This is a genomic window from Dokdonella sp. (genome assembly GCF_051958935.1).
GTDB lineage: Bacteria > Pseudomonadota > Gammaproteobacteria > Xanthomonadales > Rhodanobacteraceae > Dokdonella_A.
Window position 1 is genome coordinate 1 of sequence record NZ_JBQCFP010000023.1, and the last position, 24,462, is coordinate 24,462.

Genomic DNA, 24,462 nt, shown 5'->3' on the forward strand with positions numbered 1-24,462 from the left:
TGCGCTGACGGTGCACGGCACGCGATCCCTCGCGCGCCCCCTTCGGGCCTTTCGGCCGCCGCCCGCCGGCGACGAGGGGACCCCGGTGGAGCACGAGCAAGAGCGGAAGCGAGAAGAGAGCAGGAGCGGAAAGAGTAGGAGCGGGAAGAGCAGGAGCAAGAGGAAGGAGCCTCACCCGTCGTCGTCCCGGCGAAAGCCGGGACCCAGCATCTCCGGCTTCGATACGAAGAGCTGGATTACGGCTTGCGCCGGAATGACGGCCTTTGCTTCGGCGTTTGCTCTTGCTCTCCCAGCACCTCGGGCGGGATCAGCCCGCAGCGTCGGCGCGGCGGCACCGCGCTCGCCGTAGACGTGATGAGGCCGCGACTGCCTCAGGGCTCGAAGCCGTCGCGGAAAATGATGTCGCTCGCGTCGGGGGCACAATAGACCGCGATGTCGGTGACGGCGGCCTCCACGGTGCCGCTGCCGTTGGACACCGTGCAGGCCTGGGATGCCGGCTGGGCCATGATCGTGACCTCGTACGCCGAGCCGTAGGGCAGGGTGCCCGCGAACGCGAAGCTCGTCGCGTCGGGCGCCACCGATTCGGGTGAGCCGCCATTGAGGGACAGCGTGAGGCCGTTGCCGGAAAGGCCATCGACCGTGCCGCCGATCGCGAACTCATCCGGCGCGAAGGCCGCTGTCAGCGTGCAATCGGAGACCAGCGGACCGGCCGAGTAGATCGGCGCGGTGAACGTGCCCGGGCAGCCGCCGACATTCTCGATGTGCTGGCCGATGCCCGGCGTCACGGTGAACGGGAGCGTGGATCCGAGCGTCACCGACTGCGGCATCGACGGATCGATCGATCCGATGCCGACGACCTGCGGCGTGGCGGTGACCATCTGCGGCGCATCGGGCACATCGACGAACACCGCGTTCGGCGTGCCCGGCGTGCCGTTGCCGCCGCCCAGCGTGTTGATGCCCTGGACGTAGACGATGTGCCGGCCGGGTGCTAGGCCGGTCAGGCCAAGGTCGCCCCGTACGGTTTCGGTGGTGCCGTTGAATGCGCCGTCGACGGCGGCCAGTGCAATCGGCGCGGCACCGGGTTCCCACGGCAGCCGATCGATATAGGCGTTCGCGGCGCGGATCGGGAACGACGTCTGCGTGCCGGACTTGTAGCGCTGGTCGTCGATGGTCGCCGAAATCGTCGTGTACGGCCCGCCGGCACCGGTCGCCGGCGCACTCGCCGTGATGCCATAGGCATCAGGTCCGCCCGGCAACCGGAACGGTGCGGCGGCCGCGCGTGCGGCGTAGCGCAGTGCCGCGAAGTTTTTCGGGTAGGTGGTCGACGTGAAGGTGCTGCACGACTCGAAGAACTGCACGCCAAGCTCGATCGTGTACGCCGGCACGCCGAGCGTGCCGTAGAAATTGTCGTCGGTCGCGCCGTCGGTCGGGTACAGCGAATCGGACTGTTCCGGCGTGTAATTGTTGAACCAGGCCAGGCGTCGGCCCAGTGTCTGCAGCGGGGTTCGATTCGGGGCGGCATTCGTCGTGTCGCCCCACGGCCACAGCACGAGCTGCGAATAGCTGTGGATGTCGAAGAAGAGGCCCGCGTAGTCGTCGGGCGAGGCGACGCTCACGTCGTCGGGGCGTCGGTCGGGCAGCACGCCACCGCTGTAGGCGCCGCTGGTGCCAGGCGTACCGGCAACGTAGGCGACGAGGTTCTGCGTTTCCGGTTCGGATGCGGCCGTCGGACCCCGATAGGTCTCATCGCATTTGCTGCCGCTCGACCCCTGACCATTGGTGATGTTCCAGTGAAACGGGAAGTTGCGGTTGAGGTCGATGCCCGCCCAGTTCGCATTTTGGGTGCAATTGCCGTTGGCGGTATCGGCGTTCTTGCGCCAGGAAAGACCCGTTTCGGCCTTCTTGCGTCCATCGGGGTTGGCCTGCAGCACGAAGCGGAAATCGACATGGTCGACCAGCCACGTGGCTTCCGGGTCGGTGCCGTAACCCTGCACGAGCCATTCGGCCATGCGCGTCAGCAGTTCCGCCGGCGTGTACTCGCGCGCATGGATGGAGCCGAACACGACCATCTTCGGGCGATTCGGGTCCGCTGCGGCGGTGGCGAGGTTCGTCACGCGCAGCGCGCGCATCTCGTAGCCTTGCGCCGAATTCTGGGTCTTGCGCCAACTCGGTCCGATCGAATGCACTTCGACGAGGTCGGCATGCACGGCGGCGAGGTCGTCCATCGTCTGGTACGTGCCTTCGACCGTGCGATAGCACGTATAGCCGGGAATGCCGGGATAGCCGCCATCGGTGAACTGGGGCGTGCGCGCGTCGATCGCGTCGCGTATCGTCGCGTAGAAGCTGCGCATGCGCGCGGTGTCGGCCGCGTCGATCGAGACGGTGAGGCCGGCCTCTTCGAGCTGGCGGATGCCCTCGTCGTCGGTATCGACGCGCAGCACCTGGCGTTCGGTATCGACGATCACATGCTGGAACAGGGCCGCACCACGCACCAGGGCGGCTTGGTCCGGGAAATGAGCCTCGACGAACCATTCGTCGGCGTGGGCGACGGTGACGCCGGCAGCGGCGATCGCCAGCGTCAGCAGGGTCTTGCGCATGGATGGTCCCTCGGGCAATCCCTCGATCCTAGCAGGACGCCCGCCGGCCGCCACGCCGCAGCGCGGCGTTCCGTGATGCGCGCCCGCTACTCGATCTGCTCGCGCGCCCAGTGCGCGTCGAGCGCTTCCATCGCGTCACGCGGCTTCAGCTTCGCGGCCTTGTCCCAGGCTTCGGCGACCTCGTCCTCGCGCTTGTCGCCGTGCAGCAGGAGCAGGCCGTTGCCGTACTCGACCCAGGCGATCGGCGCGGCCGGCGTGAGCTTCAGCGCCTGCTTCAGATGCTTCTCCGCCTCGCTCGCGCTCGCGCCGTAGGTGAGCTTGGCGAGCATGCCGCCGACCTTGCCGACGATTTCGGCGTGGTAGAGGCCGAGTGCAGTTTCCGCCTCGGCGTGCCTGGGCGCGAGTTCGAGTGCGGCATCGAGCGATTCGCGCACCTTGCCGGCGAGTCCCTGGGCGAGCGCCTTGGTGATCGAGATCGTCTGGCTCAGCCGTCCGATCGCGAACGCGCGCCGGTAGTGGCTGTTCGCCTCGTCGGGCAGGGCGGCGACGGCGGCCTCGGCGAGCGCGATGAGTTCCTCGTAGCGCGCGGTCTTCGCCTTGTCGTCGTCGATGAGGTAGGTCGCGTGGATACCGCCGGCCTTGATCGCGACCGACGCGCCGAGCGCCTTCAGCGCGACGCCCGCGTCGTACGCCTGGTGGAAATCGCCGCGATGGAATGCGCGCCATGCATCCTGCAGCCTCGTCGCGATCGCGCCCGCGTCCTTGCCGAGACCGGGCCGCTTCTTCAGCAATGCGGCGACATGCTTCTCGTCGGGAAACGGCTCCTGGTCACCCGCGTGAAGATCTTTCCACGCCTTGGCGAGCCTGTCGCCGGCGTAGTCGAATGCCTTGTCCGGGTGCGGGAACGCGGCCCAGCCTTTCTTCGCCATCGGGGAGTCCTCGGGGCAAGCGATGCGCGCGGAAGTCTGCCGTGCCTGAACCCCCAGCGTCACGCCGCCCTGCGGCAAGCCGCTACACTCCAGGGATGAACCCGCCGCGCCCGAATCTTGCCGCGCGCGCCGCCGAGCTGCGAGCGCGCATCGAAGACGCCAACTACCGCTATCACGTGCTCGACGAGCCGGACATCGCCGACGCCGAGTACGACCGCCTCATGCGTGAACTCGAAGCGCTCGAAGCCGAACACCCGGAGCTGGCGACGCCGGACTCGCCGACGCAGCGCGTCGGCGCGGCGCCGTCGAACGCATTCGCCAAGGTGCGCCACGACGTCCCGATGCTGTCGCTCGCCAACGCGTTCAGCGACGGGGAAGTCGAGGACTTCGTGCGCCGCATCGTCGAGCGCGTCGATGCCGCCGACCCGTCGTTCTCGGTCGAGCCGAAATTCGACGGCCTCGCGATCAGCCTGCGCTACGAAGACGGCGTGTTCGTGCGCGGCGCCACGCGCGGCGACGGCGAGGAGGGCGAGGACGTCAGCGCGAACCTGCGCACGATCAAGGCGATCCCGCTGCGCTTGCGCGGCGAAGGCTGGCCCGCCGTGCTCGAGGTGCGCGGCGAGGTCTACATGCCGCGCGCGGGCTTCGAGGCGTACAACGAAAAGGCGCGCGCGTCGGATGGCGCGATCAAGCCGCTGATCAACCCGCGCAACGCCGCTGCGGGGAGCCTGCGCCAGCTCGACCCGCGCATCACCGCGCAGCGGCCGCTCGCGTTCTACGCCTACGCGCTCGGCGTAGTGCAGGGCGGTGAGTTGCCGTCGTCGCATTCCGAGGTCCTGCGCACCCTGCGCGGCTGGGGCTTCCCGGTCAGCGAACTCGTCTCGACCGCGCGCGGCGCGCGCGGCTGCCTCGAATACTACCGGCGCATCGGCGAGCGCCGCGATGCGCTGCCGTTCGACATCGACGGCGTCGTCTACAAGCTCGACGACCTCGCCGCGCAGCGCGAACTCGGCTTCGTCGGGCGCACGCCGCGCTGGGCGATCGCGCACAAGTTCCCCGCGCAGGAGCAGCAGACCGTCGTCGAGGCGATCATCGTCAACATCGGCCGCACCGGCGCGGCGACGCCCGCGGCGAAGCTCGTGCCGGTGTTCGTCGGCGGCGTCACGGTGACCAATGCGACCCTGCACAATGCAGACCAGGTCGCGCGGCTGGACGTGCGCGTCGGTGACACCGTGATCGTGCGCCGCGCGGGCGACGTGATCCCGGAAGTCGTGCGCGTCGTGCCCGAGCTGCGCCCCGCGCGCACGAAGCCGTGGCACATGCCGAGCCATTGCCCGATCTGCGGTTCGGACATCGTGCGCGAGGAGGGCGAAGCCGTCGCGCGCTGCACCGGAGAACTCACCTGCGCCGCGCAACGCACGCAGGCGGTGTTCCATTTCGCGTCGCGGCGCGCGATGGACATCGACGGCCTCGGCGAGCGCTACATCGAGGACCTCGGCGATCTTGGCTACCTGCGCTCGGTCGCCGACCTCTATGCACTCGGTCTCGACGACCTGCTGGAGATGAAGCGCCGCGCCGACGAGCGCGACGGCACGACGCCCGAAACGGTGAAGGCGGGCAAGGTCGCGACGAAGTGGGCGGAGAACCTCATCGAGGCGATCGCCCACAGCCGGCGCACCACGCTCGCGCGCTTCCTCTACGCGCTCGGCATCGAGCATGTCGGCGAGAGCACGGCGAAGGTGCTCGCGACGTGGTTCGGCGAACTCGAACGCGTGCGTCACCTGCCGTGGCCGATCCTCAAGCTCGTGCCCGACATCGGCGGTGAGGTCGCGCGAGCGATCGACGCGTTCTTCCAGCAGCCCGGCAACCAGCAGGTCATCGACGACCTGCTCGCGCGCGGCGTCGAGGTGACCGACGCGCATGCGCCGTCGCCCAAGCTCGCGCGCCAGCTCGACTTCGCCAATGTGCTCGCGCAGGCCGAGATCCCCAAGCTCACCGCCAAGCGTGCGGATCAACTCGGAGCCGCGTTCGATTCGATCGACGCGGTGATCGCGGCGGACGCGGATGCGCTCGTCGCCGCGGGCTTGCCGGCCGACACCGCGGCTGCATTGCGTGACTACCTCGACGACGCGGCGGGGCGCGCACTGCTCGAGCGTTGCGCGCGTGCGCTCGAGCACCTGCGGAAGGCGGTGCCCGCCGCGGCGAATGCCCGAGAGGGCGTGCTCGAAGGGCAGACCGTCGTGCTCACCGGAACGCTCGCCGCACTCACGCGCGACGACGCGAAGTCGACGCTCGAGGCGCTTGGCGCGAAGGTCGCGGGTAGCGTGTCGAAGAAGACGAGTTTTGTCGTTGCCGGCACGGAAGCGGGTTCGAAGCTCGACAAGGCGCAGGAACTGGGCGTGGAGATCTGGGACGAGCAGCGCCTGCTCGAATTCCTGGCGAAGCACGCGGCGCGTTGACGCGGCGAACCGCTCTCGCGGCCTCAGCCCGGGGACGCGCCGTCGTCCGTGTCGGCGTCGTCGCGCAGATGGCCCGAACCGAAGCCGATGCCGGCGCCGAGGCCCATGCCGGCGCCCATGCCACCGCCACCGCCTCCGCCGCGCCCGCTTCTCCCTTCGCCTTTGTCGCCGTCGCCCTTGCCGCGCCCACCGCCTCCGCCGCCACCGCTGCCCGGGCGTGTCGGGCCTTGGCGCGGGATCGCGACCGACGCAGGAATCGGATCGAGGTCGAGCGCCTCGCGCACGAAATTTCGCAGCGACACGACGAGATCGTGCGTGTGGATCGGGCGGCCTTCGGCGAGCTCGGTCGCTGCACGCGCGGCGAGGTGCACCTGCTCCTCGGTGCCGAGCAGGATGATGTCGGACAACGCGGCCTCGACCGCGTCGCGCATGCGTCGCGTACGATCGCTGCCGGCCGGTCCGCCCCCTTCCTGCTCCGCCACCCGGCGCAGGTCGCGCAGGTGCGTGGGGTCGACCGCGAGGTCGCCCGTGAACGAGCCACCGAGCGTCTTGTACGCGGCGATCAGGGTGCGCAGGCGCTCGTTGATCTGCCGGTTCTCGCGCTCGCGCCGCTGCTGGATCGTCTGCATCGCGAGCAGGCGGATGCCGACGCCGATCAGGGTGATCACGGCGAGCCCGAGCAGGGTGGAGAGCAGGGCCTGCCAGGAGCTGAAATCGAGATTACGCATGCACGAACTCCGCCGGCCAGCCGCGTCACGCTACAGGGTAGCGGCCGCGGCGGCGGAGCGCGACCGGAGTCCGCGTGCGTGAAGCCGGTGCGCTGGTCACCTGCGGGGCGAGTGGCGAGGGCACGCCGATCTGCACTCACATACCCCGTTCGCTCGAGCGCAGCTCGCGCAGCGAGCGGAAGCGCGACGCGCGCGAGGATTCGAACGCCCTTCGACTCCGGGGCTGCGGACCTTGGCGGCGACGAAGGTGGGCCCCTGTTCGCCGAACTCGAGCAGCGTGGACAACAGCTGCGCGACCAGGCGCACCATCGACACCATCTCGCGCGCGCCGACGCGGTCCTGGCGCAACCATCCCGCGGCGCGGAAGCGTTCGTAGATCCCATTCGCACGCACGTTCAGCGGTGCATCCGGCGGTTCGCCTTCCTCGTCCTCCCACGGGTCGTCGCTGAGCAGGTAGCGCTCGATCGCGGCGGTGATTTCGCGGCGCGCGATGCCCTGGCTCGGCGGCATCGGCGCGTCGGGGCCGAAGAATTCGTCGAACAGGCGGCACAGCAGCAGCCAGTGGTGCTCGCGGTTGGGTGAGGCGAGCGGGCCGACAGGCCCGATGGAACGAGCGAGAACAGCAGCGGATGATCCTTCTCCGTCATGCCCGGTCCAAATCCCCTTCGTACGTGTGCCGCAGTGGCGGAAGAGCGGTAGGCTACATGGTTTCGCCCATGGATTTCAGGCGTCGACGGGATGCAGACGCGTACACTGCGCGGGCATCGCGCGGGTCCGCCATCGCCTCGACAACGTACATGAACACCACCATCGTTCCCCTTGGCGATACGCGCAAGGTCGCCGCCCTGCGCTCGCGCGCATCGCTGTATGCGCTGGTCCGCGCCTTCTTCGCGGCGCGCGGCGTGCTCGAGGTCGAGACGCCGATGCTCGGCGCGGCCGGCAACACCGAGCCGAACATCGAGAGCTTCAGTACGGCGTTCACGGGCAGGGCGGACGCAGGCACGCGCGAGCGCTGGTTGCGCACGTCGCCGGAATTTCCGCTCAAGCGCCTGCTCGCCGAAGGCATCGGCGATTGCTACGAACTGGGCCGTGTATTCCGCAACGGCGAAGCAGGCCGGCGCCACAACCCCGAGTTCACGATGCTCGAATGGTATCGCATCGGCTGGGATCACCAGCGGCTCGTCGAGGAAACGGTCGAGCTCGTGCAGGCCGCGCTCGCGGCCAGGGGATGTTCCGCCGAGGTCACCCGCTATTCGTATCGCGATCTGTTCGCGCAAGGCGTCGGCATCGATCCGTTCACGGCATCGCTCGATGCGCTGCAGGCGCCGCTCGCGGACGTGCGCATCGAAGGCGAGGGCCTGGCGCGCGACGACTGGCTCGACCTGCTGCTCACGCATCGCTTGCAGCCGGCGTTTCCGCGCGATCGCATCACGGTCGTGACCGATTTCCCGCCGAGCCAGGCCGCGCTCGCGAAGATCCGCCACGACGACCCGCCGGTGGCCGAGCGCTTCGAGTTGTACCTGGGGCCGTACGAGCTCGCCAACGGCTATCACGAACTCACCGACGCGGCCGAACAACGCGCACGCTTCGAGCGCGACAATCTGCGCCGGCGCGAACGCGGCCAACGCGAAGTACCGCTCGACGAGCGGCTGCTGGCGGCATTGCCGTCGATGCCCGCCTGCGCCGGAGTCGCACTCGGCATCGAGCGCCTGCTCATGTGCCTGGCGCGTACCGATGCGATCGCCGACGTACTCGCATTCCCGTTCGCCGACGCGTAGGGCGGGTCGAACCGCTAGGGCGGAGCCGCCAGGGCGGGAGGAGCCGCGTAGGGCGGGTCGAGCCGCGCAGCGGCGAGTCCCGCCGAAGCGCCGCGGACCAAGCGCAAGCGCGTGGCCGCAAGAACGGCGGCATGCGCGATTCGCGTACCTCCCCTACGCAATCGGACTCATGCCGGCGGGCGGCGGACCCGCGAAACGACGCGCTCGCCTCCTCCATGGCCGCCGCGTGCAGCGGCGGCCATGGAGTGGATCAGCGCAGCGCCAGTGCGCGCTCGCGGCGCTCCTGCAGGCTCATGTCCGCCTGGTTCACGAGGCGCAAGTCGCGCAGTTCCCACGGCGCACCGAGTGCGATCGCCGTGGTGTCGTAACGCAGTTCGACCCGGCCACGGCCGGCATCGAGCCATGCGGCCGATTGCGCGAGCGCGGCCGGATGCAGCGCGCCGTCGGCACCGGTGCCGTACAGCACGCCGCTGACGCCGTAGCGGCTCGCAACGGCGACTTCGATGCCGACCGAGAGCGCGATGCCGCTCGCGTCCACGCGCGTGACGCTGCCGTCGAGCCGCGCGACCGGGAGGCTCACCGCGAACGCGGTCTTCGCGTCGCGCGGGATCGCGAGCGGGCCGGACGCGACGCCGAACGCGTGGACTTCCCACAGGCCGGGACCACCGGCATGCGCGACGTCGGGCGTGACGCCGGCGAGATAACTGCCGTCCTTCTGGCGCACGAAATCGACCGGCTGGCTCGTTCCGTCCGGTGCACTGACGAGGCCGCCCAGGCGATCGAGTGCTGCGCCCCCGAGGTTCGCGCGAATACGCAGCGTATCGCCGCCGGCAATTCCGTCGCGGTCCGCCGCGATCGCGAGCACGAGCGCGCTGTCCGGTTCGAATACGTGCACGAGGTAGCTGCCGCGCGCGGTCGGCACCGCGAGGTCGAGGTTGCCCGCGCCGACCACATCGGCGAGTCGCAGCACGAGGCTCCCCTGCGGCACGTCCATGCCGGCAGCGCGCAACGCGTCGACGTCGCCCGCGCTGCGGATCGCGGTGGCATTGTCGAGGTGGTGCCCATCGACGCGCAATTGCACGTCGCTCGCGGCGATCGCCGCTCGGGCGTCGCCGCCATGCGGACTCAGGCGCACCAGTGCGCCGGGCGCGCTCAGTGCGAGGCGTATGCCGCGCTGAAGCTCGGCTTCGCTCGCATCGATCCAGTATTCGCGACTTTCGGCGACATGCGCGCGCGGAGCCGCGTCGAGAGCCTGTGCCGCGTCGAGCGGCCACGACAGCGCGACCGGCGCGCGATCGAGATTCGAGGTATCGAGCCGTGCCGTGCGGCCGACGAGTTGCGTGGCGACGAGGTCGTGCGGCGCGCGCGCGAGCAGGTGCAGGGATTCGCCCGCCTGGGCGCCCGCGGGGAACGCGCCGGCGGCGAACGTCACGAGGGCCGCGAGGGACAACGAACGGTGCTGTGCAATGGACATGATCGTTTCCTCAGAGGTCGTTGCGCAGGATGGTGTCGAGGCCGAAGCAGGCGCGACGGCTCTGGTTGTGGCTGAGCGGTTCGCCGCCGGCCATGCGGGCGGTGTCGTAGAACCACACGCGTCCTGCCGCCGCCGCGCTGCTGCATTCGATGAAGCCGTCCGAGCAGCTGCTGAGCCATGCCTGCGTGATCTCGAGGCCGACGTTGAGGGTGTAGCCGCCGCAGTAGCTGTCCGAATCCCACACCGCGGTTTCGACGTCGCTGCCGACCACGTCCCAGAAGCCTTTCGGCAGGGCCGGGCGGCCGGACGTGCCGTAGAGGTTGTTCTGGTTGTAATAGGCCATCCAGCTCGTCTGCTGCTGGCGCACTGCGTCGCTCTGGTAGCCGAGCAGCCATCCGACTGCATTTTCGAACACGTTGCCGGCGATCACCGCATTGGCGAGCGGCGTGCCTGCGCTCGACGGCGCAAGCGCATTGACCCAGCGGATCTTGCTGATGATCGCGGGATAGCGGCTGTCGTACGTCGGGTTCGACATGATCCAGCGCATCACGTTGCCGCCGTTGGAATGCGTGACGACGACGAGATCGGTGATGCCGCGGCTGTTGATGAAACTCGTGAGCTGGCCGGCGAGGCAGCCTGCCGCGCGGCTGTCCCACATGTACTGGTTGAAGTCGCAGTTGATGACGACGTAGTTGGCCTGGTTGACGAGCCCCTGGCGAACCGAGTTGACCATCGCCGGCTGCCAGTAGTCGTTGTAGGCGTCGGTCTGGCTGCCCGTGCCATGGACGAAGGCGACACCGGTGGTGGCGGTGGCCGCGCGCACGGTCGTAGCGGCTGCGGCGAGCAGCAGCGCGAAAGCGGTACGTAGCATGTCCTCTCCCTCCCTGGCCGCGCGGCAGGGCGCGCGACCGTTTCGGGCCCACGGCGTTTCGTGGCGGAACGCGTCCCTGCGGCCGTCGAACGACGCGGCCGGAGCATGAACGGAAAGCACGCGCCGACGGGATCTCCCCATTCCGTACGGCTGCGTATTGATGAAGGTATCGATGTGGAAAGCCGGCGTCAATTTGCGGGTGCAGCATTTGCGGCGCACGCGGTGCGATGCCCCGGGTGTGATGCATTGAGCTGAGTGGCGAGGGGCGAGAAGCTGCGGTTCACGCGTTCGTCGTGAGCCAAGGGTCTTTGCCATGCCGTTCGCGCCGGGCGTAGCCCGCGTAAGCGGGCGGAGGTCGAAGCGCCTGCGAGACCAGGGGAGTGTTCCGGACGCCGGCCCTTCGACTAGGCCTTCGACCCGCGCCCAGGGCGAACGGATGACAGGCGGGAACGTCGACCCATCGCCGATCGCGATGCTTCAGCCATCAGCCATCAGCCCTCGCCGTCAGCCCGGCCCTCGGCCTTCGCGCGAAGCGCCCGCACGCAGCGCGCCCAAACAGATCGCCGCCGCAAGCGTAGCGATGCCGCCGGCGGCGAGGAATGCCGTGCGGCCCCCATCAACGTGCCAGAGCGCGCCGGCCAGCCAGGCGCCCAGTACGCCGCCGCCGCCCGACGAGAAGCCGTAGAACACCCCTTGCGCGTGCCCATTCATGCGCCCGGGAAAGAAGCGGGCGAGCAGTTGCATGCAGGCGGCGAAGAGCGCCGCGAAATTGAGTGCATGGGTCGCCTGGGCGAGCACCATGACGGGCACGTTCTCCGGCAGCAGCGCGGTGACGCACCAGCGGAGCGCCGCGGAGACGAGCGCGACGAGCAGCACGGTGCGTGCGTCCCAGCGGCCGAAGATGCGCGCCGAGGCGAAGAACAGCGCGATTTCGGCGGCGACGCCGATCGCCCAGTACGCGCCGAGCGTGGACGGCCGGTAGCCGTGCTGTTCGAGGTAGATCGAGAAGAACGTGTAGTAGGGGCCGAACGACATCTGCGCGAGCAACGTCACCGCGAAGAACGCGAGGACTTCGGGCCGCAGGAGGCGCTCGCGAAAGTCGCTGCCGGACCCGGAAGCGGCGATCGCCGCCGGTCCGTAGTCGTTGGCGAAGCTGCTCGCGACGAGGCCGACGAAGAGCGGCAGCATGAACCACGGCAGCCAGGTGACAGCGACGTGGTCGAACGCGACGCCGAAACCGGCGACGACGGCGATGAAGCCGATCGAACCCCAGACGCGGATCGTGCCGTAGCGTTCGCTGCGCGCGCCGAGGTGCGAGAGGGTCAGCGCCTCGAACTGCGGCATCACCGCGTTCCAGGCGAAGCAGAACACGACCATCGTCGCGAACAACCCGCCGAAATCGAGCGGAAGCACGAATGGCACGAAGCTCGCGAGGGCGATGGCGCAGCCGATGCGCAGCCAATGCACGGGCGCCGCGGAACGTGCGGCGAGCCAGCTCCAGCTGCTCGGCGCGACGATGCGCGTGCCGTACCACAGGCTCATGAGCAGGCTGATCGCGGCGACGTCCTGGCCGCGCGCCTTGAGGAACAGGCTCCAGTACGGCGAGAACGCGCCGAGCGCGGCGTAGTAGGCGAGATAGAAACTCGCCAGGCGGCGCGCGGGAATCGGCTCGGTGGTCATGCGGGTCCTTCCACGCCGGCCTCGCCGTGGCCGTGGCCGTTCAGAACTCGAGCTCCACCGCCGCGCAGAGGTAATCGATCATCGGCGCGATGCGCTTGTAGACGTCGACGACGTGCGGCAGCAATTCGTCCGAGCAGGCCAGCGCGTCGTCGAACGATTGCCCCGCCGCGTAGTTCTTGCGCTTGAGGTCCTCGACGAGTTCATGCGCGGGGTCGACGCCGCGCGGCGGCCGCACGAGGCTCTCGCCGTAGAACTCGAAGCGCTCGCGGAACGCCTTGCCACGCGTCGCCTTCTTCCATGCCGCGGGGTTGCCTTCGAGGAATTCGCGCACTTTCTTCAGGGTTGCCGGTTCCGGATGCCAGAGGCCGCCGCCGGCGAAGCAGTCGCCGGGCTGGATGTGCAGGTAGAACGAAGGCGCCTCGATCTCGCGCCGGCGTTCGTGCGCGAAGCGCGCTCCGGCCCAGGTCTTGTAGGGCGCCTTGTCGTTGGCGAAGCGCGTGTCGCGGTGGATGCGGAACAGCGAGCCGCCCTGCGCGCGCGGGTCGGCGACGTAGCGCGGGCTGATCTTCGCGAGCGGCGCCTGCAGGTCGCCGATGAGATGCAGGAACGGCTGGCGCAGCACGTCCTCGTAGCGTGACTTGTTCGCTGCGAACCAGGTGCGGTTGTTGTTGCGCGCGAGGTCGCGCAGGAACTTGAAGGTGGCGGCGGAGAAGTAGGTCGTGGCCAAGGCGGCGGAGCAGGGCAGGTGGAAACGGGCATTGTAGGCCGCAAGGCGGCTGCGTGGCGTGCCTTCACAGTTCGTGGCCCCAGCGCTCGAGCGCGTCGAGCAGGGGCACGTGCATGGCAGGCAGGTCCGGCATCGCGCGCAGGCGCGCGATCGTCGCGAAATAGTCCTCGCGCGTGAGTGCGGTCATCGGCGTCGCCGTGTCGAGCCGGCGTCGGCGGAAGCCTTCCCAGCGCTCGTGCTCGATCGCATCCAGCGTCTCGGGCCAGTTGCGTGCGCGGTAGCGGAACAGCAGCTCCGGATAGCGCGGGTCGCGGAACGGAAAGGTGCGCGCGCCGAGCTGCTCCGGCGGCGTTTCGCGAACGGCGCGGAACAGGCGCTTGTCGGCCTCGGACGGGAAGCCCTCGTACAGGGCGAGTTCGGGGTCGGTCGCCGCGGCCGGCGTGCGCACGGTCGCGAACACGCGCTGCAGCTTCTCGGCGCGGCCTCCGACGCCGCCCCGCCGCGCGTGTTGCGCGGGGGCGCGATGGGGACGGCGCGCGTTGCGCGCGTGATCCACGCCCCTGAGCACGCTGAGCGGCGCGAGCGCGGGCGATCGGTTCGCGTGGATCGCCTTGAGCGGGATGCGCTCGACGCCTTCGGGCAGGTCCGCGCGCGGGGTGAACACGCGATCGGCGATCCCGTCGGAGTCGAGTTCGAGCAGCGACGCGGGATCCGTATCGAGGTCGTACGCGATCACCGCATTGGGCTGGGTCGGGTGTTGCGCGAGCGGCGCGATGATCGCGATGCAGCCGCGGCTCGCCGGATAGCGCGACGACACGTGCAGCAGCGGCGTCATGCGCGCGACGTCGAGCAGCTCGAACGCGCGCTGCTTGCGTCGCAGCGCGAAGTAGAACTCCCACAGCCGCGGCTGGCGCACGCGCAGCAGGCGGGCGAGGCCGATCAGCGCCTCGACGTCGGACACCGCGTCGTGCGCGCGCGCTTGGGCGATGCGGTTGGCGCCGGCGAGATGCTCGAGGCGGAAGCTCGGTGAGCCGTCCTCGCGCCGCGGCCATTCGATGCCGTCGGGACGCAGCGCGTAGCTCATGCGTGCAAGGTCGATGAGGTCCCAGCGCGAGTTGCCGTCCTTCCACTCGCGCTCGTACGGGTCGTGGAAGTTGCGATAGAGCAGGTTGCGCGTGAACTCGTCGTCGAAGCGCAGCGAGTTGTAGCCGACATTGCAGGTGCCGGGTTCGGCCATCTGCTCGTTGACGCGCGCGGCGAATTCCGCCTCGACGACGCCGTCACGCTGCATCTGCTGCGGCGTGATGCCGGTGATGAGGCAGGCCTCCGGATGCGGCAGCACGTCGCTCGCCGGCCGGCAGAAGAACGAAATCGGTTCACCGACCGGCTCGAGGTCGAGCGTCGTGCGGATCGCGGCGAACTGGGCCGGGCGGTCGCGGCGCGGGTCGGCGCCGGTGGTCTCGTAGTCGGGCCAGAGGAAGGTCTGCGTCATCGATCGGAGCCTAGCGCAGGGTTTCCTCGCGCCGAGGCCTTGCTAGACTCTGCGATACGCCGCCAGGAACGACTGCATGCGAACCCCGGACGAGAACAACCTGATCTGGATCGACCTGGAGATGACCGGGCTGGATCCGGACAACGATTCGATCCTGGAGATCGCCACGGTCGTCACCGACAAGGACCTCAACTTCCTCGCCGAGGGCCCCGAGTTCGCGATCGGCCATCCGCCCGAGCGGCTCGAGGCGATGGACGACTGGAACCGCAACCAGCATCGCAAGTCCGGGCTGTGGCAGCGGGTCGTCGATTCGAACATCGACCTCGCGACGGCCGAAGCCCTCACGATGGAGTTCCTCGTGCAGTGGGTGCCGGCCGGCAAGTCGCCGATGTGCGGCAACTCGATCTGCCAGGACCGGCGCTTCCTGCATCGGCTGATGCCGCGGCTCGAACGCTTCTTCCACTACCGCAACCTCGACGTGTCGACGATCAAGGAACTCGCGCGCCGCTGGGCGCCGGAAGTCAGCCGCGGCTTCACCAAGGATTCGGCGCATACCGCGCTCAGCGACGTGCGCGATTCGATCGCGGAGCTGTGCTATTACCGGCCGTTCATGGGCCGCCTCGCCGGGACGCTCGAAGCGCCCTGAAAAGCGGCCGCACGCACGCGCTGCGGCACGGCCGTGTCCGCGATGCGGCGCGCCGCCAGCCTACGCCGGGGCATCGGCGAGCAGCGGAACGGTCGGCTATGGTCCGGGCTCGGTCACGCACTGGAACGGCGCGATCCCGGCCGGCGGCAGCGTGACGATCACGGTCGCACGGCGGTGCGCAGATGAACCGTCGCGAGCGGCGCCGGCTCGGCGCCGCTCGCGAACATCGATTCAGTGGAAGTCGCGTGAGGCGAAGCCGAGTTCCGGCAACAAGGGGCTGTAGTCGTACAGCCGCTTCGCGATCAGGTGATGGACGCCGTCGCTCGCCTCGAGCACGCCATCCACGGCCATCACGGTGGCTTCGATCAGGACGCGATGCTGGCGTTCCGCCAGCGCGCGCCAGACGACGACGTTGACGATGCCCGTTTCGTCCTCGAGCGTCACGAAGGTGACGCCTTTGGCCGTGCCCGGATGCTGGCGCACGGTGACGAGTCCGGCGCATCGCAGGCTTCGGCCGCGATTCGCTGCATCCGTGGTGATCCGCGCCGGCGACACGCGACGACGCGACAGTTCCGTTCGCACGAGGGCGAGCGGATGCGCGGTCAGCGACAATCCGAGCATCGCATAATCGGTCAGCACGTCCTCGCGCACCGATGGCTCGCGCAGCTCCACGGCACGTTCGCGCAACGGCGCCGCGGTCAGCACGGGCAAGGGTACTTCCGTGCCCGCGCTGTCCCAGCGCGCGCGGTAGCGAGGTCCGCTGAGCGACGGCAGGGCACCCGCATCGGCGAGGCGCGCGCGTTCCGCCGGTGCCACCGCGGCGCGCCGGGTCATGTCGTCGACCCCGGCGAATGGCCTGTCGCGGCGTGCGGCGACGAGGCGCGTGGCGAACGCCTCCGACATGCCGCGGATCTGGCGCAAACCGAGGCGCAGTGCGACCGCATCCGTGCCGTCCGGCTTCGCCGAAGCAGGCAAGGGTTCGAGCGTGCAATCCCAATCGCTCGCCGCCACGTCGACCGGCAGCACGCGCACGCCGTGCGCGCGCGCGCACTGGATCAGCTGCGATGGCTGGTAGAAACCCATCGGCTGCGAATTCAGCAAGGCGCAGGTGAAGGCTGCCGGATGGTGGCACTTGAGCCATGACGAAGCCCACGCGAGCAGGGCGAAGCTCGCCGCGTGCGATTCCGGGAAACCGTACTCGCCGAACCCCTGGATCTGCTGGAAGATGCGTTCGAAATACGCATCCTCGTAACCGCGCGCGGTCATGCCCTCGTGGATCCGGTCGCGGAAATGGCCGAGTCCGCCGCGGCGTTTCCAGGCCGCCATCGCGCGACGCAGCTGGTCGGCTTCGCCGGGCGTGAAGCCGGCGACGACCTGGATGAGCTTCATCACCTGTTCCTGGAAGATCGGCACGCCGAGCGTGCGTCCGAGCGCTTCGCGCACCTGCGAGGCGTCACTGCCGCTGTCGCGTTCGAAGCGCGATTGCGGGTAGTCGACCGGTTCGAGCCCTTTGCGCCGGCGCAGGTACGGATGGACCATGTCGCCCTGGATCGGGCCGGGGCGCACGATCGCGACCTCGACCACGAGATCGTAGAACGTGCGCGGCCGCAGTCGCGGCAGCATCGACATCTGCGCGCGCGACTCGATCTGGAACACGCCGACCGTGTCGGCGCGGCAGATCATGTCGTACACCGCATCGATGCGCCCGTCGCCTTCGTCCTCGCCCTGCGGGATGTCGTGCAATGCGGGACGCTCGCCCGTACGTGGATGATCCCACAGGCCATGCGCATGCAGCAGGTCGAGGCACTTGCGGATGCAGGTGAGCATGCCGAGCGCGAGCACGTCGACCTTGAGCAGGCGCATTTCCTCGAGATCATCCTTGTCCCACTGGATGATCGTGCGCTCGGGCATCGCCGCGTTCTCGACCGGCACGAGGTGGTGCAGCGGCTCCTCGGAAATCACGAAGCCGCCGACGTGTTGCGACAGGTGGCGCGGGAAGCCGCGCAATTCGCCCGCCAGCGCGAAGAGTTTGCGCAGCACGGGGCTGGACGGATCGAAGCCGCGCTCGCGCAGCACGGTTTCGAACGGCTGGCCGCTGCGTACGCGCGAGAACATCCCGCTCAGGCCGTCGAGCTGGTCGTCCGGCACGCCGAGCGCGCGGCCGACGTCGCGGATCGCGCTCTTGCTGCGGTAGCTGATCACGGTCGCGGCGAGCGCGGCGCGCTCGCGCCCGTACTTGTCGAAGATGTGCTGGATCACTTCCTCGCGGCGCTCGTGCTCGAAGTCGACGTCGATGTCGGGCGGTTCGTCGCGTTCCTCGGAAAGGAATCGCTCGAACAGCAGGTTGCCGTTGTCTGGATTCACCGCGGTGATGCCGAGGCAGTAGCAGACGGCGGAATTGGCGGAGGAGCCGCGCCCTTGGCAGAGGATCGGCGGATCCTGCGCGCGCGCCCACGAGACGATTTCCTCGACGGTGAGGAAGAAATGCTCGTAGCGGAGTTTTTCGATGAGCGCGAGTTCCTTCTCGACCTGGATGCGCACGGCGTCGGGTATCCGCTGCGGCCAACGCCGGGCGGCGCCTTCCCAGGTGCGCACGCGCAGGTGGGTGATCGCGTCGAGGCCTTCGGGCACGAGTTCGCGCGGGTAGCGGTAGTTGAGCTTGCGCAGGTCCAGCTCGCAGCGCGCCGCGACGCGGAGTGTCTCGGCGAGCAGTCCGGCGGGATACAGCGCGGCGAGATCGTCGACGCGGCGCAGGTGCCGCTCGCCGTTCGGGAACAAGGCATGCCCCGCTTCGGCGACGGTACAGCCGAGGCGGATCGCGGTCATCACGTCCTGCAACGCGCGCCGCCGGCGCACGTGCATGTGCACGCCGCCCGTGGCCACGGGCACGAGCCGATGGCGCGCGGCGAGCGCGAGGAGCCGCTGCATGCGCCTGTCCTCACCGTCGCCCCGATGCCGTTCGAGCGCGAGCCAGGCGCGGCCCTCGAAGCGGTGCGCGACCCACGCGGCATGGTCCTCGTCCTTCGCCGCATCGTCGGGGCGTGCAGGCACCCACAGCACGAGCACGCCATCGCCGAGTCGCTCGGCATCGGCGCAGGTCAGGTGGTATTCGCCCTTCGCACTGCGCCGCCGTCCGCTCGTGATCAGCCGGCACAGGTCCGAGTACCCTCGTGCATTCGCGGCCAGCAGTACCAGGCGGGGACCGTCGGCGAGCTGTATTTCGCTGCCGACGATGAGCTTGACGCCTGTTTCTTCCGAAGCCTGCAAGGCGCGCACGATGCCGGCGAGCGAGCATTCATCGGTGATCGCGAGGGCGGCGTAGCCGAGTTTCTTCGCGCGTTCGAACAATTCGATCGCGCTCGATGCGCCACGCTGGAACGAGAAGTTCGAAAGGCAATGCAGTTCGGCGTAGTGCGTTCGTGCGGTCGCCGGGGCGCTGCAGGTCGATTCGACGTGTGGCGCCGATGTGCAATCGGCGATCGCGGCGTCGGGAGTCGCGCCGCCGGAACCCGCACCGTCCGGAATCGGATTGTCCGGGATCGTGCTGGCCTGGACCGTACTGTTCGAAACCGGGTCGCAGATTGCGCCATCGCCATTCCTGCCCGGCGAGCGGCGACGCAGCTTGTGCAGACCGCTGCGCGGATCGTCCTCGGCCGCATCGATGGCCGGCAGGCCCGGTTCGATCGGTGCGCGCAGGCGGCGGCGCTTCGCTGGACGCGGCGGCCCGTTCATGCGAACCAGCCCTGCAAGGTCCATGGCGCGTCGCGCACGGGCGCGACGCCGGTATCGACGAAAGCCCAGGCGCGCTGGCCGGCGCGCGTCTCGATGACGTAGTAGTCACGGCGCTGGTCGCCATCGTCCCACCAGCCGCTTTCGATGCGCTCGGGGCCGGCCAGCACCCGCGCTGGCCGTTCGCGCAGCGGGAGTGGTCGCCGCAGCAGCCAGAACGGGCGCTCCATCGGTGCCGCGGCGGCTGGCGGGCGCTGCGCGAAGAGCGCGACGAAGCGCCAGGCGTGATCGGGCCGGTGGTCGGCGACACAGGCCAGACCCTGCAACGCGGCATCGCCGAGTCGCACGCGCAGGCGCTCGACCAGCGCGGGCCAGTCGAGCTGTTCGCGGCGATGGCTCTCGAACAGGTCGCGATGCAGCGGGCACAGCGGCGGCAAGTCGTCGGCACGCAGCGCGAGCGCATGCACGGAGGCGACGAGTTCGACGCGTTCGAGTCGGGCGCGCGCGAGGTCGAACAGCGATGCGGCATCGCGCTGTGGCGCGAGCAGGCCGATGTCGATGCGTGTGCAGGCATCGCGCTCGTGGCCGAGTTCGAGCGTGAAGCGTTGCACGCCGCCGTCGCGCGCGGCGAGGAACTGCGCGAACTCGCGCACGAGGCGCTGCAGCGGGAACGCCAGTGCGCCGTGCGATTCGATGCCGTAGCCGAACTCGATGCGACGGGCGTAACGTTGCGGTGGTTGCCATCGCGGCAGCGTTTCCGTGACGAGGCCGCGCATGCGGTCGAGATGGTCGATGGCGGGTTGGCCGATGCGGCGCGCGAGTTCCGCGCGCGGCAGGCGGAACAGGTCGCCGAGCGTGCGCATGCCCATGCCGTGCAGGGCCGTGATGATCTTCGAATCGAGGCCACTCGCCACGATCGGTGCCGCCTCGAGCGCGAGTGGCAGCTGCGCGAGCGCGGGCAGCGCGATCGTGGATCGGCAGGCCGCGAACACGCGCGCGGCGGTCGCGGTCGGCGCGGCGGCGAGCGTGCAGGCGTAGCCGAGCCGATCGATGTCCGCGCGCATCCGGCGTTCCAGCGCAGGCCAGCCGCCGAACAGCTTCAGGCTCGCGCCGACCTCGAGGAACAGCGTGTCGGACGCTGCGATGCTGACATCGGCACTGTAGCGATAGGCGTGGTCGGCGAGCGAGGCGAGTGCTTGGCGCTCGGCCGATTCATCGCGGGGCGTGACGGCGAGGCGAGGGCAGAGCAGTTGCGCGCTCGCGAGCGGCTGCTGTGCGCGAACGCCGGCCTTGCCCGCGGCCGCATTCGCGAGCACGACGTGGCGCCGTTGCTGCGGACCATCGACGATCGCATGCGGCCGATCGACGGGCACGTCGGAATGAAGCGCTTCCAGCGCCAGCCGGGGGTAATGCAGGCAGACCCAGAACACGCATGCCTCGGTGCATCAGGCGCGCAGCCCGAGCGCGTGGGTCTGTTCGCCGAAGCGGCCGCGGCATTTGAGGATTTCCAGGCGCGGCTCGGTCTCGCCGGCTTCCAGGCGCAGTCGCAATGCCGCCGGGCTCGCTTCGTGCGCGGCGGACAGGGGGCGGAACACGAAACCGAACGTGCCACCGGCTTCCGCCGCGAGCTGCAGGCGGCGCAGTTGCCGGTAGTCGGAGCGTGGCAGCCAGTTCAGCACGGCGCCACAGCAACCCGCGCGCAGGCATTGCTCGGCGGTCCAGTGCGTGTCCGCGGCGGACGCATCGATGTGCACGAGCTGGGCCAGGTCGACGCCGGCGGCGACGAGTGCAGGCGCATAGGGAATGTAAGGCGGTGCGACCAGCACGACGCGTTTGCGCGCCTGGGTTAGCGTCGCGAGTGCAGGCAGCAGCAGGCTGCATTCGCCGAGGCCATCGTGTGCGGCGAGGATTTCACTGAGCGCACCGCATGGCCAGCCACCACCCGGCAGCAGGGCATCGAGATCGGCGATGCCGGTCGGCAGCGCATCACTGCGAGGCGCTTTCGCGCTGCCGCGGCGCCAGATGCCCGGATGGCGCAGCACGTCGGCGAGTGCCGCTACGTCGCGACGTGCCGGTGCCGTTGCAGCGACGCGCGTTGCCGGGGCAATGATGGTCGGAGCGAAGATCGGAGAGTCGCCGGTACCCGATGCGGGTTCGGAAAGATTCGTCGTGAACATGCCGGTTCATCCCTGGCGGAGTCGGTCGGAGGGAGCGGGGCGGATCAGGCCGACGTACACGCCCTCGATCGCGAATGCATGCCGTTCGGGATCGATGTCGATGGGAGCGAAATCCGCATTCGCGGGCAGCAGGCGGATGCGATCGCCGCGCTGTTCGAGCTGCTTGACGGTGACCTCGTCGTCGAGGCGGGCGACCACGATGCGACCGTGCGCCGCGGTCGGCGTGCGATGCACGGCGATGAGGTCGCCGTCGAGAATGCCGGCGTCGCGCATGCTGAGGCCGACGACGCGAAGCAGGTAATCCGCGCGTGGGCGGAACAGGTCCGGATCCACGCCGTGCTCGGCTTCGATGTTTTCCGCGGCGAGGATGGGGCTGCCGGCGGCAACCCGGCCGACGAGGGGGAGCAGGGTTGCCGCAGGCGCCCGCGAGCGAAGCGGGAGGCGCAGGCCACGATGATGAGGCGACCGCTCGAGTGCGCCCTTGCGAACCAGCGCCTCTACATAATCCTGCGCTGAACTATGGCTTGCAAGCCCCAGATTTTCCGCAATTTCCCGCAGGCTCGGCGCGCAGCCATGCTGCTCGAGATGCTGCCGGATGCAGTCGAGTACGCGATGCTGGTTGGTGGTCAGGCGCAGGTCGTCCATGGGGCGAATGTACGTACATTAGTACGTATCCGCAAGACCCATGCTCATCTGGCATGGGTGGCCTCGGCCCACCATACGGAACATTGCGTCCAGAGCCCGATGCGGTAGCCACGCAAGGCTCCTTCGCCGCCGCGAGGCGTTCCCGCGAGGTTCCGCCCGCCTCGGCGAGCGGAACTTGGCGGCGAGGCTTCGCCTCGGCGAATGAAGCTCTGTGCAGCTATCGAAAATGCGCGCCGAGGCGTGCCAAATGCCAACAGGCGTGCAGATGGATGAAGAACAAAAAAAGACCCCGGCACGAGGCCGGGGTCGGAGTGTCGCAGCAACACCGCATCCGTTGCGGTGATTACGGCGTGATCGTGCCCTTGAGCGAAACGCCCGAGAACGCGGCGTAGGCGCGCACGTTGACGTAGTAGGTCCCTGCAGTCGGTGCATTGAAGGTGCAGGTCTCGCTGTTGCCCGACGTGTACGGGCGGCAGTCGTAGGTCGACGTCGTCGGCGCGCTGCCGCGGCGGACGTACATGTCCGCGTCGCCGGTGCCGCCCGAGATCGTGAACACGACCTTGCTCTGGCCGGCCGGAACGACGAGCGTGTAGTTCGGCGAGGTCGTGCCCGTGGCCTGCGCGGCGAGCGTGACGGGCACGCCGCTGGTCAGGACCGTGCCGCCGCCGCCACCGCCGCCACCCGTGCTGTAGCTGCCGGTGAGGCTCGTGCCCGAGTAGGTGCTGTAGCCGTGGATGAGCACGTAGTACTTGCCGGTCTGCGCGGTCGCGATATTGCAGGTCTCGGCAGTCGTGCTGCCTTCCGACTTGCAGGTGTACGACGACGTCGTCGGCGCGCTGCCGAACTTGACGTAGAGGTCCGCATCGCCCGAGCCGCCCGAAGTGACGAACTTGAGGCCCGTTGCGCCCGCCGGAACGTCGAGCGTGTACAGCTTGTCGCTACCGCTCGCGCCCGAGATGCCGGTGACCGCGACGCCATTGGTCAGCACGACCGGCGTGCCGCCACCACCACCGCCGCCGTTGCAGCTCACGCCGACCGCGGCGAACGCGGCCGTGACGTCCGCCTTGACGAAGCCGAGGTCGGTCGCCGCGGTCTCGACGCCGCAGGCGCCGCTGTTGAACGTGCTCGACGGCGTCCAGTACAGGCTGTTGGCGCGCGCGAACGACTTGAACGCCTTGACCGTGTCCCAGCCGGAGGTCTTGGCGAGCGTGCAGAACGCCTTGTTGTAGACGCCCGAGGAGTAATGCACGTCGAGCCCGCTGTTGTAGTTCGCGGCGTTGTCGATCGAACCGCCATCCTGGGTCGGGTTGCACATGTAGCGCAGCGCGCCGGACGCCTTGAACACTTCCGGACCGACGAGGAAGTCGTTCGTGCCCTTCCAGTAATACTCGGTCGCCTCGCCGCCCATGTCCGAGAACGCCTCGTTCATGCCGCCGGACTGGCCGGAATAGGTGAGGTTGGAATGCTGTTCGGTGAAGCCGTGCGAGACCTCGTGGCCGGCGACGTCGACGCTGACCAGCGGATAGAACGTGCTCGCGCCGTCACCGAAGCTCATCGTGGAGCCGTCCCAGAACGCGTTCTCATAGCTGGAGCTGTAGTGCGTGCGCATGACCAGCTGGAACGTCAGCGCCTTCACGCCCATGTACGCGCTGTACATGTTCTGGATCACGCCGCCGAAGAAGTGCGCGTCGTTGAGCGGCGAGTACGCGCCGTTGATCGACTTCACCGTGTTGCGCGGGCAGGTGTAGGAGAACGCGGTCGTGCTCGACGTGCCGCCGTTGAGGTTCACCGTCTTCACGTCGGCGTTGTTCATCGTGCACGTCGAGCCGCTCTGCGCGACGTCGAGGTAGCCGTAGCGGCCGCCCGAACCCCATTCGTACTGGCCGGTCTTGGCGTTGCCGCCGGGGCCGGTGCCGACCGTCGCGGTGGTGAGGCCATCCCAGCGCTTGAGCACGCTGCCGGTCTGCGCGTCGACGATCACGAACGGACGGCGCGGTTCGCCGCCACCGGCCTTGTCGGCGAAGAAGGAGACGACGTAGACGAGTTGGGCGTAACCCTTGTCGTCGACGTAGATCATCTGGCGCGATTCCTCGCGCTCGGTGATCACGTTGCGCGCGAGGCGCTCGCCTGCCTTGGCGATCGAGAGCGCGTTCGCGGCGGTGAGTTTCGCGCTGGCGCTGCCGAGGTCCGCGGCGAGCCCCTCGACCTGGCGACCGAACAGAGTCAGCACTTCGCCCTTGGCGTTCTCAGTGACGACGACGTGCTCGCCCCACACCGGGATGCCGCGGAACGTCTGCTGGTAGCGGAAATGTCGCGTGCCCGCCTCGTCGACGACGGCGATCGACTCGAGTGCCGATCCGTTCTCGAGGCCGAGCATCTCGGCATGGCGGTCTTCGGCCTTCGCGGCCGTGCCGATGCCGGCGACGGCGCGGGCATAGGTGGAATTCAACGCTTTGGTATCGTGCCCGTGCACGTCCACCACGGTCGCGGCGGATGCGGAAGCGGCGAACATCGCAAGAAACAATGGTGA

Annotated in this window: 18 protein-coding genes; 4 read left to right on the plus strand and 14 right to left on the minus strand. The window is 69.0% G+C overall.

What is annotated here, in order from left to right:
- Positions 1-371 precede the first annotated feature (371 nt).
- Positions 372-2,597 (minus strand): M14 family zinc carboxypeptidase, encoded by a 2,226-nt coding sequence (locus tag ACTHK2_RS02215; protein ID WP_440244061.1) that lies wholly within the window; start codon positions 2,595-2,597, stop codon positions 372-374.
- An 86-nt stretch (positions 2,598-2,683) separates the two neighbouring features.
- Positions 2,684-3,526 (minus strand): hypothetical protein, encoded by an 843-nt coding sequence (locus ACTHK2_RS02220; RefSeq protein WP_440244062.1) that lies wholly within the window; start codon positions 3,524-3,526, stop codon positions 2,684-2,686.
- A gap of 95 nt (positions 3,527-3,621) precedes the next feature.
- Here ACTHK2_RS02220 and ligA point away from each other — a divergent pair, with 95 nt between their 5' ends.
- Positions 3,622-5,985 carry an NAD-dependent DNA ligase LigA gene (gene ligA / locus ACTHK2_RS02225; protein WP_440244063.1) on the plus strand — a complete coding sequence of 788 codons (2,364 nt, stop codon included), beginning with the start codon at positions 3,622-3,624 and terminating at the stop codon, positions 5,983-5,985.
- 23 nt (positions 5,986-6,008) lie between these two features.
- Here ligA and ACTHK2_RS02230 read toward each other — a convergent pair whose 3' ends face one another.
- Both ACTHK2_RS02230 and ACTHK2_RS02235 read right to left on the minus strand, forming a co-directional pair.
- Complete coding sequence (locus ACTHK2_RS02230) at positions 6,009-6,713, minus strand: hypothetical protein (protein ID WP_440244064.1); 705 nt, start codon at positions 6,711-6,713, stop codon at positions 6,009-6,011.
- Between the two features lie 96 nt (positions 6,714-6,809).
- Complete coding sequence (locus ACTHK2_RS02235; RefSeq protein ID WP_440244065.1) at positions 6,810-7,223, minus strand: Wadjet anti-phage system protein JetA family protein; 414 nt, start codon at positions 7,221-7,223, stop codon at positions 6,810-6,812.
- 287 nt (positions 7,224-7,510) lie between these two features.
- On the opposite strand from ACTHK2_RS02235, the gene epmA reads away from it, so the two are divergent.
- Positions 7,511-8,491 carry an EF-P lysine aminoacylase EpmA gene (gene epmA / locus ACTHK2_RS02240; RefSeq protein WP_440244066.1) on the plus strand — a complete coding sequence of 327 codons (981 nt, stop codon included), beginning with the start codon at positions 7,511-7,513 and terminating at the stop codon, positions 8,489-8,491.
- A 250-nt stretch (positions 8,492-8,741) separates the two neighbouring features.
- On the opposite strand, the gene ACTHK2_RS02245 is transcribed toward epmA, so the two are convergent.
- The 5 genes from ACTHK2_RS02245 to sbcB all read right to left on the minus strand — a co-directional run bounded on the left by ACTHK2_RS02245 (position 8,742) and on the right by sbcB (position 14,735).
- Positions 8,742-9,965: a DUF4785 domain-containing protein gene (locus ACTHK2_RS02245; protein ID WP_440244067.1), complete on the minus strand. Its 1,224-nt coding sequence runs from the start codon at positions 9,963-9,965 to the stop codon at positions 8,742-8,744.
- A 10-nt stretch (positions 9,966-9,975) separates the two neighbouring features.
- On the minus strand, positions 9,976-10,836 hold the full coding sequence (locus tag ACTHK2_RS02250) for a hypothetical protein (RefSeq protein WP_440244068.1): 861 nt from the start codon (positions 10,834-10,836) through the stop codon (positions 9,976-9,978).
- 504 nt (positions 10,837-11,340) lie between these two features.
- Positions 11,341-12,516 carry an MFS transporter gene (locus ACTHK2_RS02255; RefSeq protein WP_440244069.1) on the minus strand — a complete coding sequence of 392 codons (1,176 nt, stop codon included), beginning with the start codon at positions 12,514-12,516 and terminating at the stop codon, positions 11,341-11,343.
- 40 nt (positions 12,517-12,556) lie between these two features.
- Positions 12,557-13,243: a DUF2461 domain-containing protein gene (locus ACTHK2_RS02260; protein ID WP_440244070.1), complete on the minus strand. Its 687-nt coding sequence runs from the start codon at positions 13,241-13,243 to the stop codon at positions 12,557-12,559.
- Between the two features lie 64 nt (positions 13,244-13,307).
- A complete protein-coding gene (gene sbcB, locus ACTHK2_RS02265; RefSeq protein WP_440244071.1) occupies positions 13,308-14,735 on the minus strand; it encodes an exodeoxyribonuclease I in 1,428 nt (475 codons plus the stop codon).
- A 76-nt stretch (positions 14,736-14,811) separates the two neighbouring features.
- Here sbcB and orn point away from each other — a divergent pair, with 76 nt between their 5' ends.
- On the plus strand, positions 14,812-15,381 hold the full coding sequence (orn, locus tag ACTHK2_RS02270) for an oligoribonuclease (protein ID WP_440244072.1): 570 nt from the start codon (positions 14,812-14,814) through the stop codon (positions 15,379-15,381).
- A gap of 231 nt (positions 15,382-15,612) precedes the next feature.
- On the opposite strand, the gene ACTHK2_RS02275 is transcribed toward orn, so the two are convergent.
- The 4 genes from ACTHK2_RS02275 to lexA are packed head-to-tail and all read right to left on the minus strand — an operon-like array spanning position 15,613 to position 21,932.
- Positions 15,613-19,113, minus strand: a complete 3,501-nt coding sequence (locus tag ACTHK2_RS02275) for an error-prone DNA polymerase (RefSeq protein ID WP_440244073.1) — start codon at positions 19,111-19,113, stop codon at positions 15,613-15,615.
- The gene (locus ACTHK2_RS02280) at positions 19,110-20,540 is read right to left on the minus strand and encodes a Y-family DNA polymerase (RefSeq protein ID WP_440244074.1); all 1,431 of its coding nucleotides are present in this window, start codon (positions 20,538-20,540) and stop codon (positions 19,110-19,112) included. Before ACTHK2_RS02280 ends, ACTHK2_RS02275 begins: the two co-directional genes overlap by 4 nt.
- A 15-nt stretch (positions 20,541-20,555) precedes the next feature.
- A complete protein-coding gene (gene imuA / locus ACTHK2_RS02285; protein WP_440244075.1) occupies positions 20,556-21,287 on the minus strand; it encodes a translesion DNA synthesis-associated protein ImuA in 732 nt (243 codons plus the stop codon).
- 6 nt (positions 21,288-21,293) lie between these two features.
- Positions 21,294-21,932, minus strand: a complete 639-nt coding sequence (gene lexA, locus ACTHK2_RS02290) for a transcriptional repressor LexA (protein ID WP_440244076.1) — start codon at positions 21,930-21,932, stop codon at positions 21,294-21,296.
- Here lexA and ACTHK2_RS02295 point away from each other — a divergent pair.
- Entirely contained in the window at positions 21,861-22,040 is a 180-nt protein-coding gene (locus ACTHK2_RS02295) for a hypothetical protein (RefSeq protein WP_440244169.1), read from the plus strand. The genes lexA and ACTHK2_RS02295 overlap by 72 nt on opposite strands.
- A gap of 235 nt (positions 22,041-22,275) precedes the next feature.
- On the opposite strand, the gene ACTHK2_RS02300 is transcribed toward ACTHK2_RS02295, so the two are convergent.
- Positions 22,276-24,444, minus strand: a complete 2,169-nt coding sequence (locus ACTHK2_RS02300) for a M4 family metallopeptidase (RefSeq protein WP_440244164.1) — start codon at positions 24,442-24,444, stop codon at positions 22,276-22,278.
- Between the last annotated feature and the right edge of the window lie 18 nt (positions 24,445-24,462).

Coding starts and splice junctions, on each gene's coding strand:
- ACTHK2_RS02235 (WP_440244065.1), bottom strand. CDS start 7,223: ATGCCGCCGAGCCAGGGCATCGCGCGCCGCGAAATCACCGCCGCGATC.
- ACTHK2_RS02245 (WP_440244067.1), bottom strand. CDS start 9,965: ATGTCCATTGCACAGCACCGTTCGTTGTCCCTCGCGGCCCTCGTGACG.
- lexA (WP_440244076.1), bottom strand. CDS start 21,932: ATGGACGACCTGCGCCTGACCACCAACCAGCATCGCGTACTCGACTGC.
- ACTHK2_RS02300 (WP_440244164.1), bottom strand. CDS start 24,444: ATGTTCGCCGCTTCCGCATCCGCCGCGACCGTGGTGGACGTGCACGGG.
- ACTHK2_RS02275 (WP_440244073.1), bottom strand. CDS start 19,113: ATGAACGGGCCGCCGCGTCCAGCGAAGCGCCGCCGCCTGCGCGCACCG.
- imuA (WP_440244075.1), bottom strand. CDS start 21,287: ATGTTCACGACGAATCTTTCCGAACCCGCATCGGGTACCGGCGACTCT.
- ligA (WP_440244063.1), top strand. CDS start 3,622: ATGAACCCGCCGCGCCCGAATCTTGCCGCGCGCGCCGCCGAGCTGCGA.
- ACTHK2_RS02250 (WP_440244068.1), bottom strand. CDS start 10,836: ATGCTACGTACCGCTTTCGCGCTGCTGCTCGCCGCAGCCGCTACGACC.
- ACTHK2_RS02230 (WP_440244064.1), bottom strand. CDS start 6,713: ATGCGTAATCTCGATTTCAGCTCCTGGCAGGCCCTGCTCTCCACCCTG.
- epmA (WP_440244066.1), top strand. CDS start 7,511: ATGAACACCACCATCGTTCCCCTTGGCGATACGCGCAAGGTCGCCGCC.
- ACTHK2_RS02215 (WP_440244061.1), bottom strand. CDS start 2,597: ATGCGCAAGACCCTGCTGACGCTGGCGATCGCCGCTGCCGGCGTCACC.
- ACTHK2_RS02295 (WP_440244169.1), top strand. CDS start 21,861: ATGCTGCTCGAGATGCTGCCGGATGCAGTCGAGTACGCGATGCTGGTT.
- sbcB (WP_440244071.1), bottom strand. CDS start 14,735: ATGACGCAGACCTTCCTCTGGCCCGACTACGAGACCACCGGCGCCGAC.
- ACTHK2_RS02220 (WP_440244062.1), bottom strand. CDS start 3,526: ATGGCGAAGAAAGGCTGGGCCGCGTTCCCGCACCCGGACAAGGCATTC.
- ACTHK2_RS02255 (WP_440244069.1), bottom strand. CDS start 12,516: ATGACCACCGAGCCGATTCCCGCGCGCCGCCTGGCGAGTTTCTATCTC.
- orn (WP_440244072.1), top strand. CDS start 14,812: ATGCGAACCCCGGACGAGAACAACCTGATCTGGATCGACCTGGAGATG.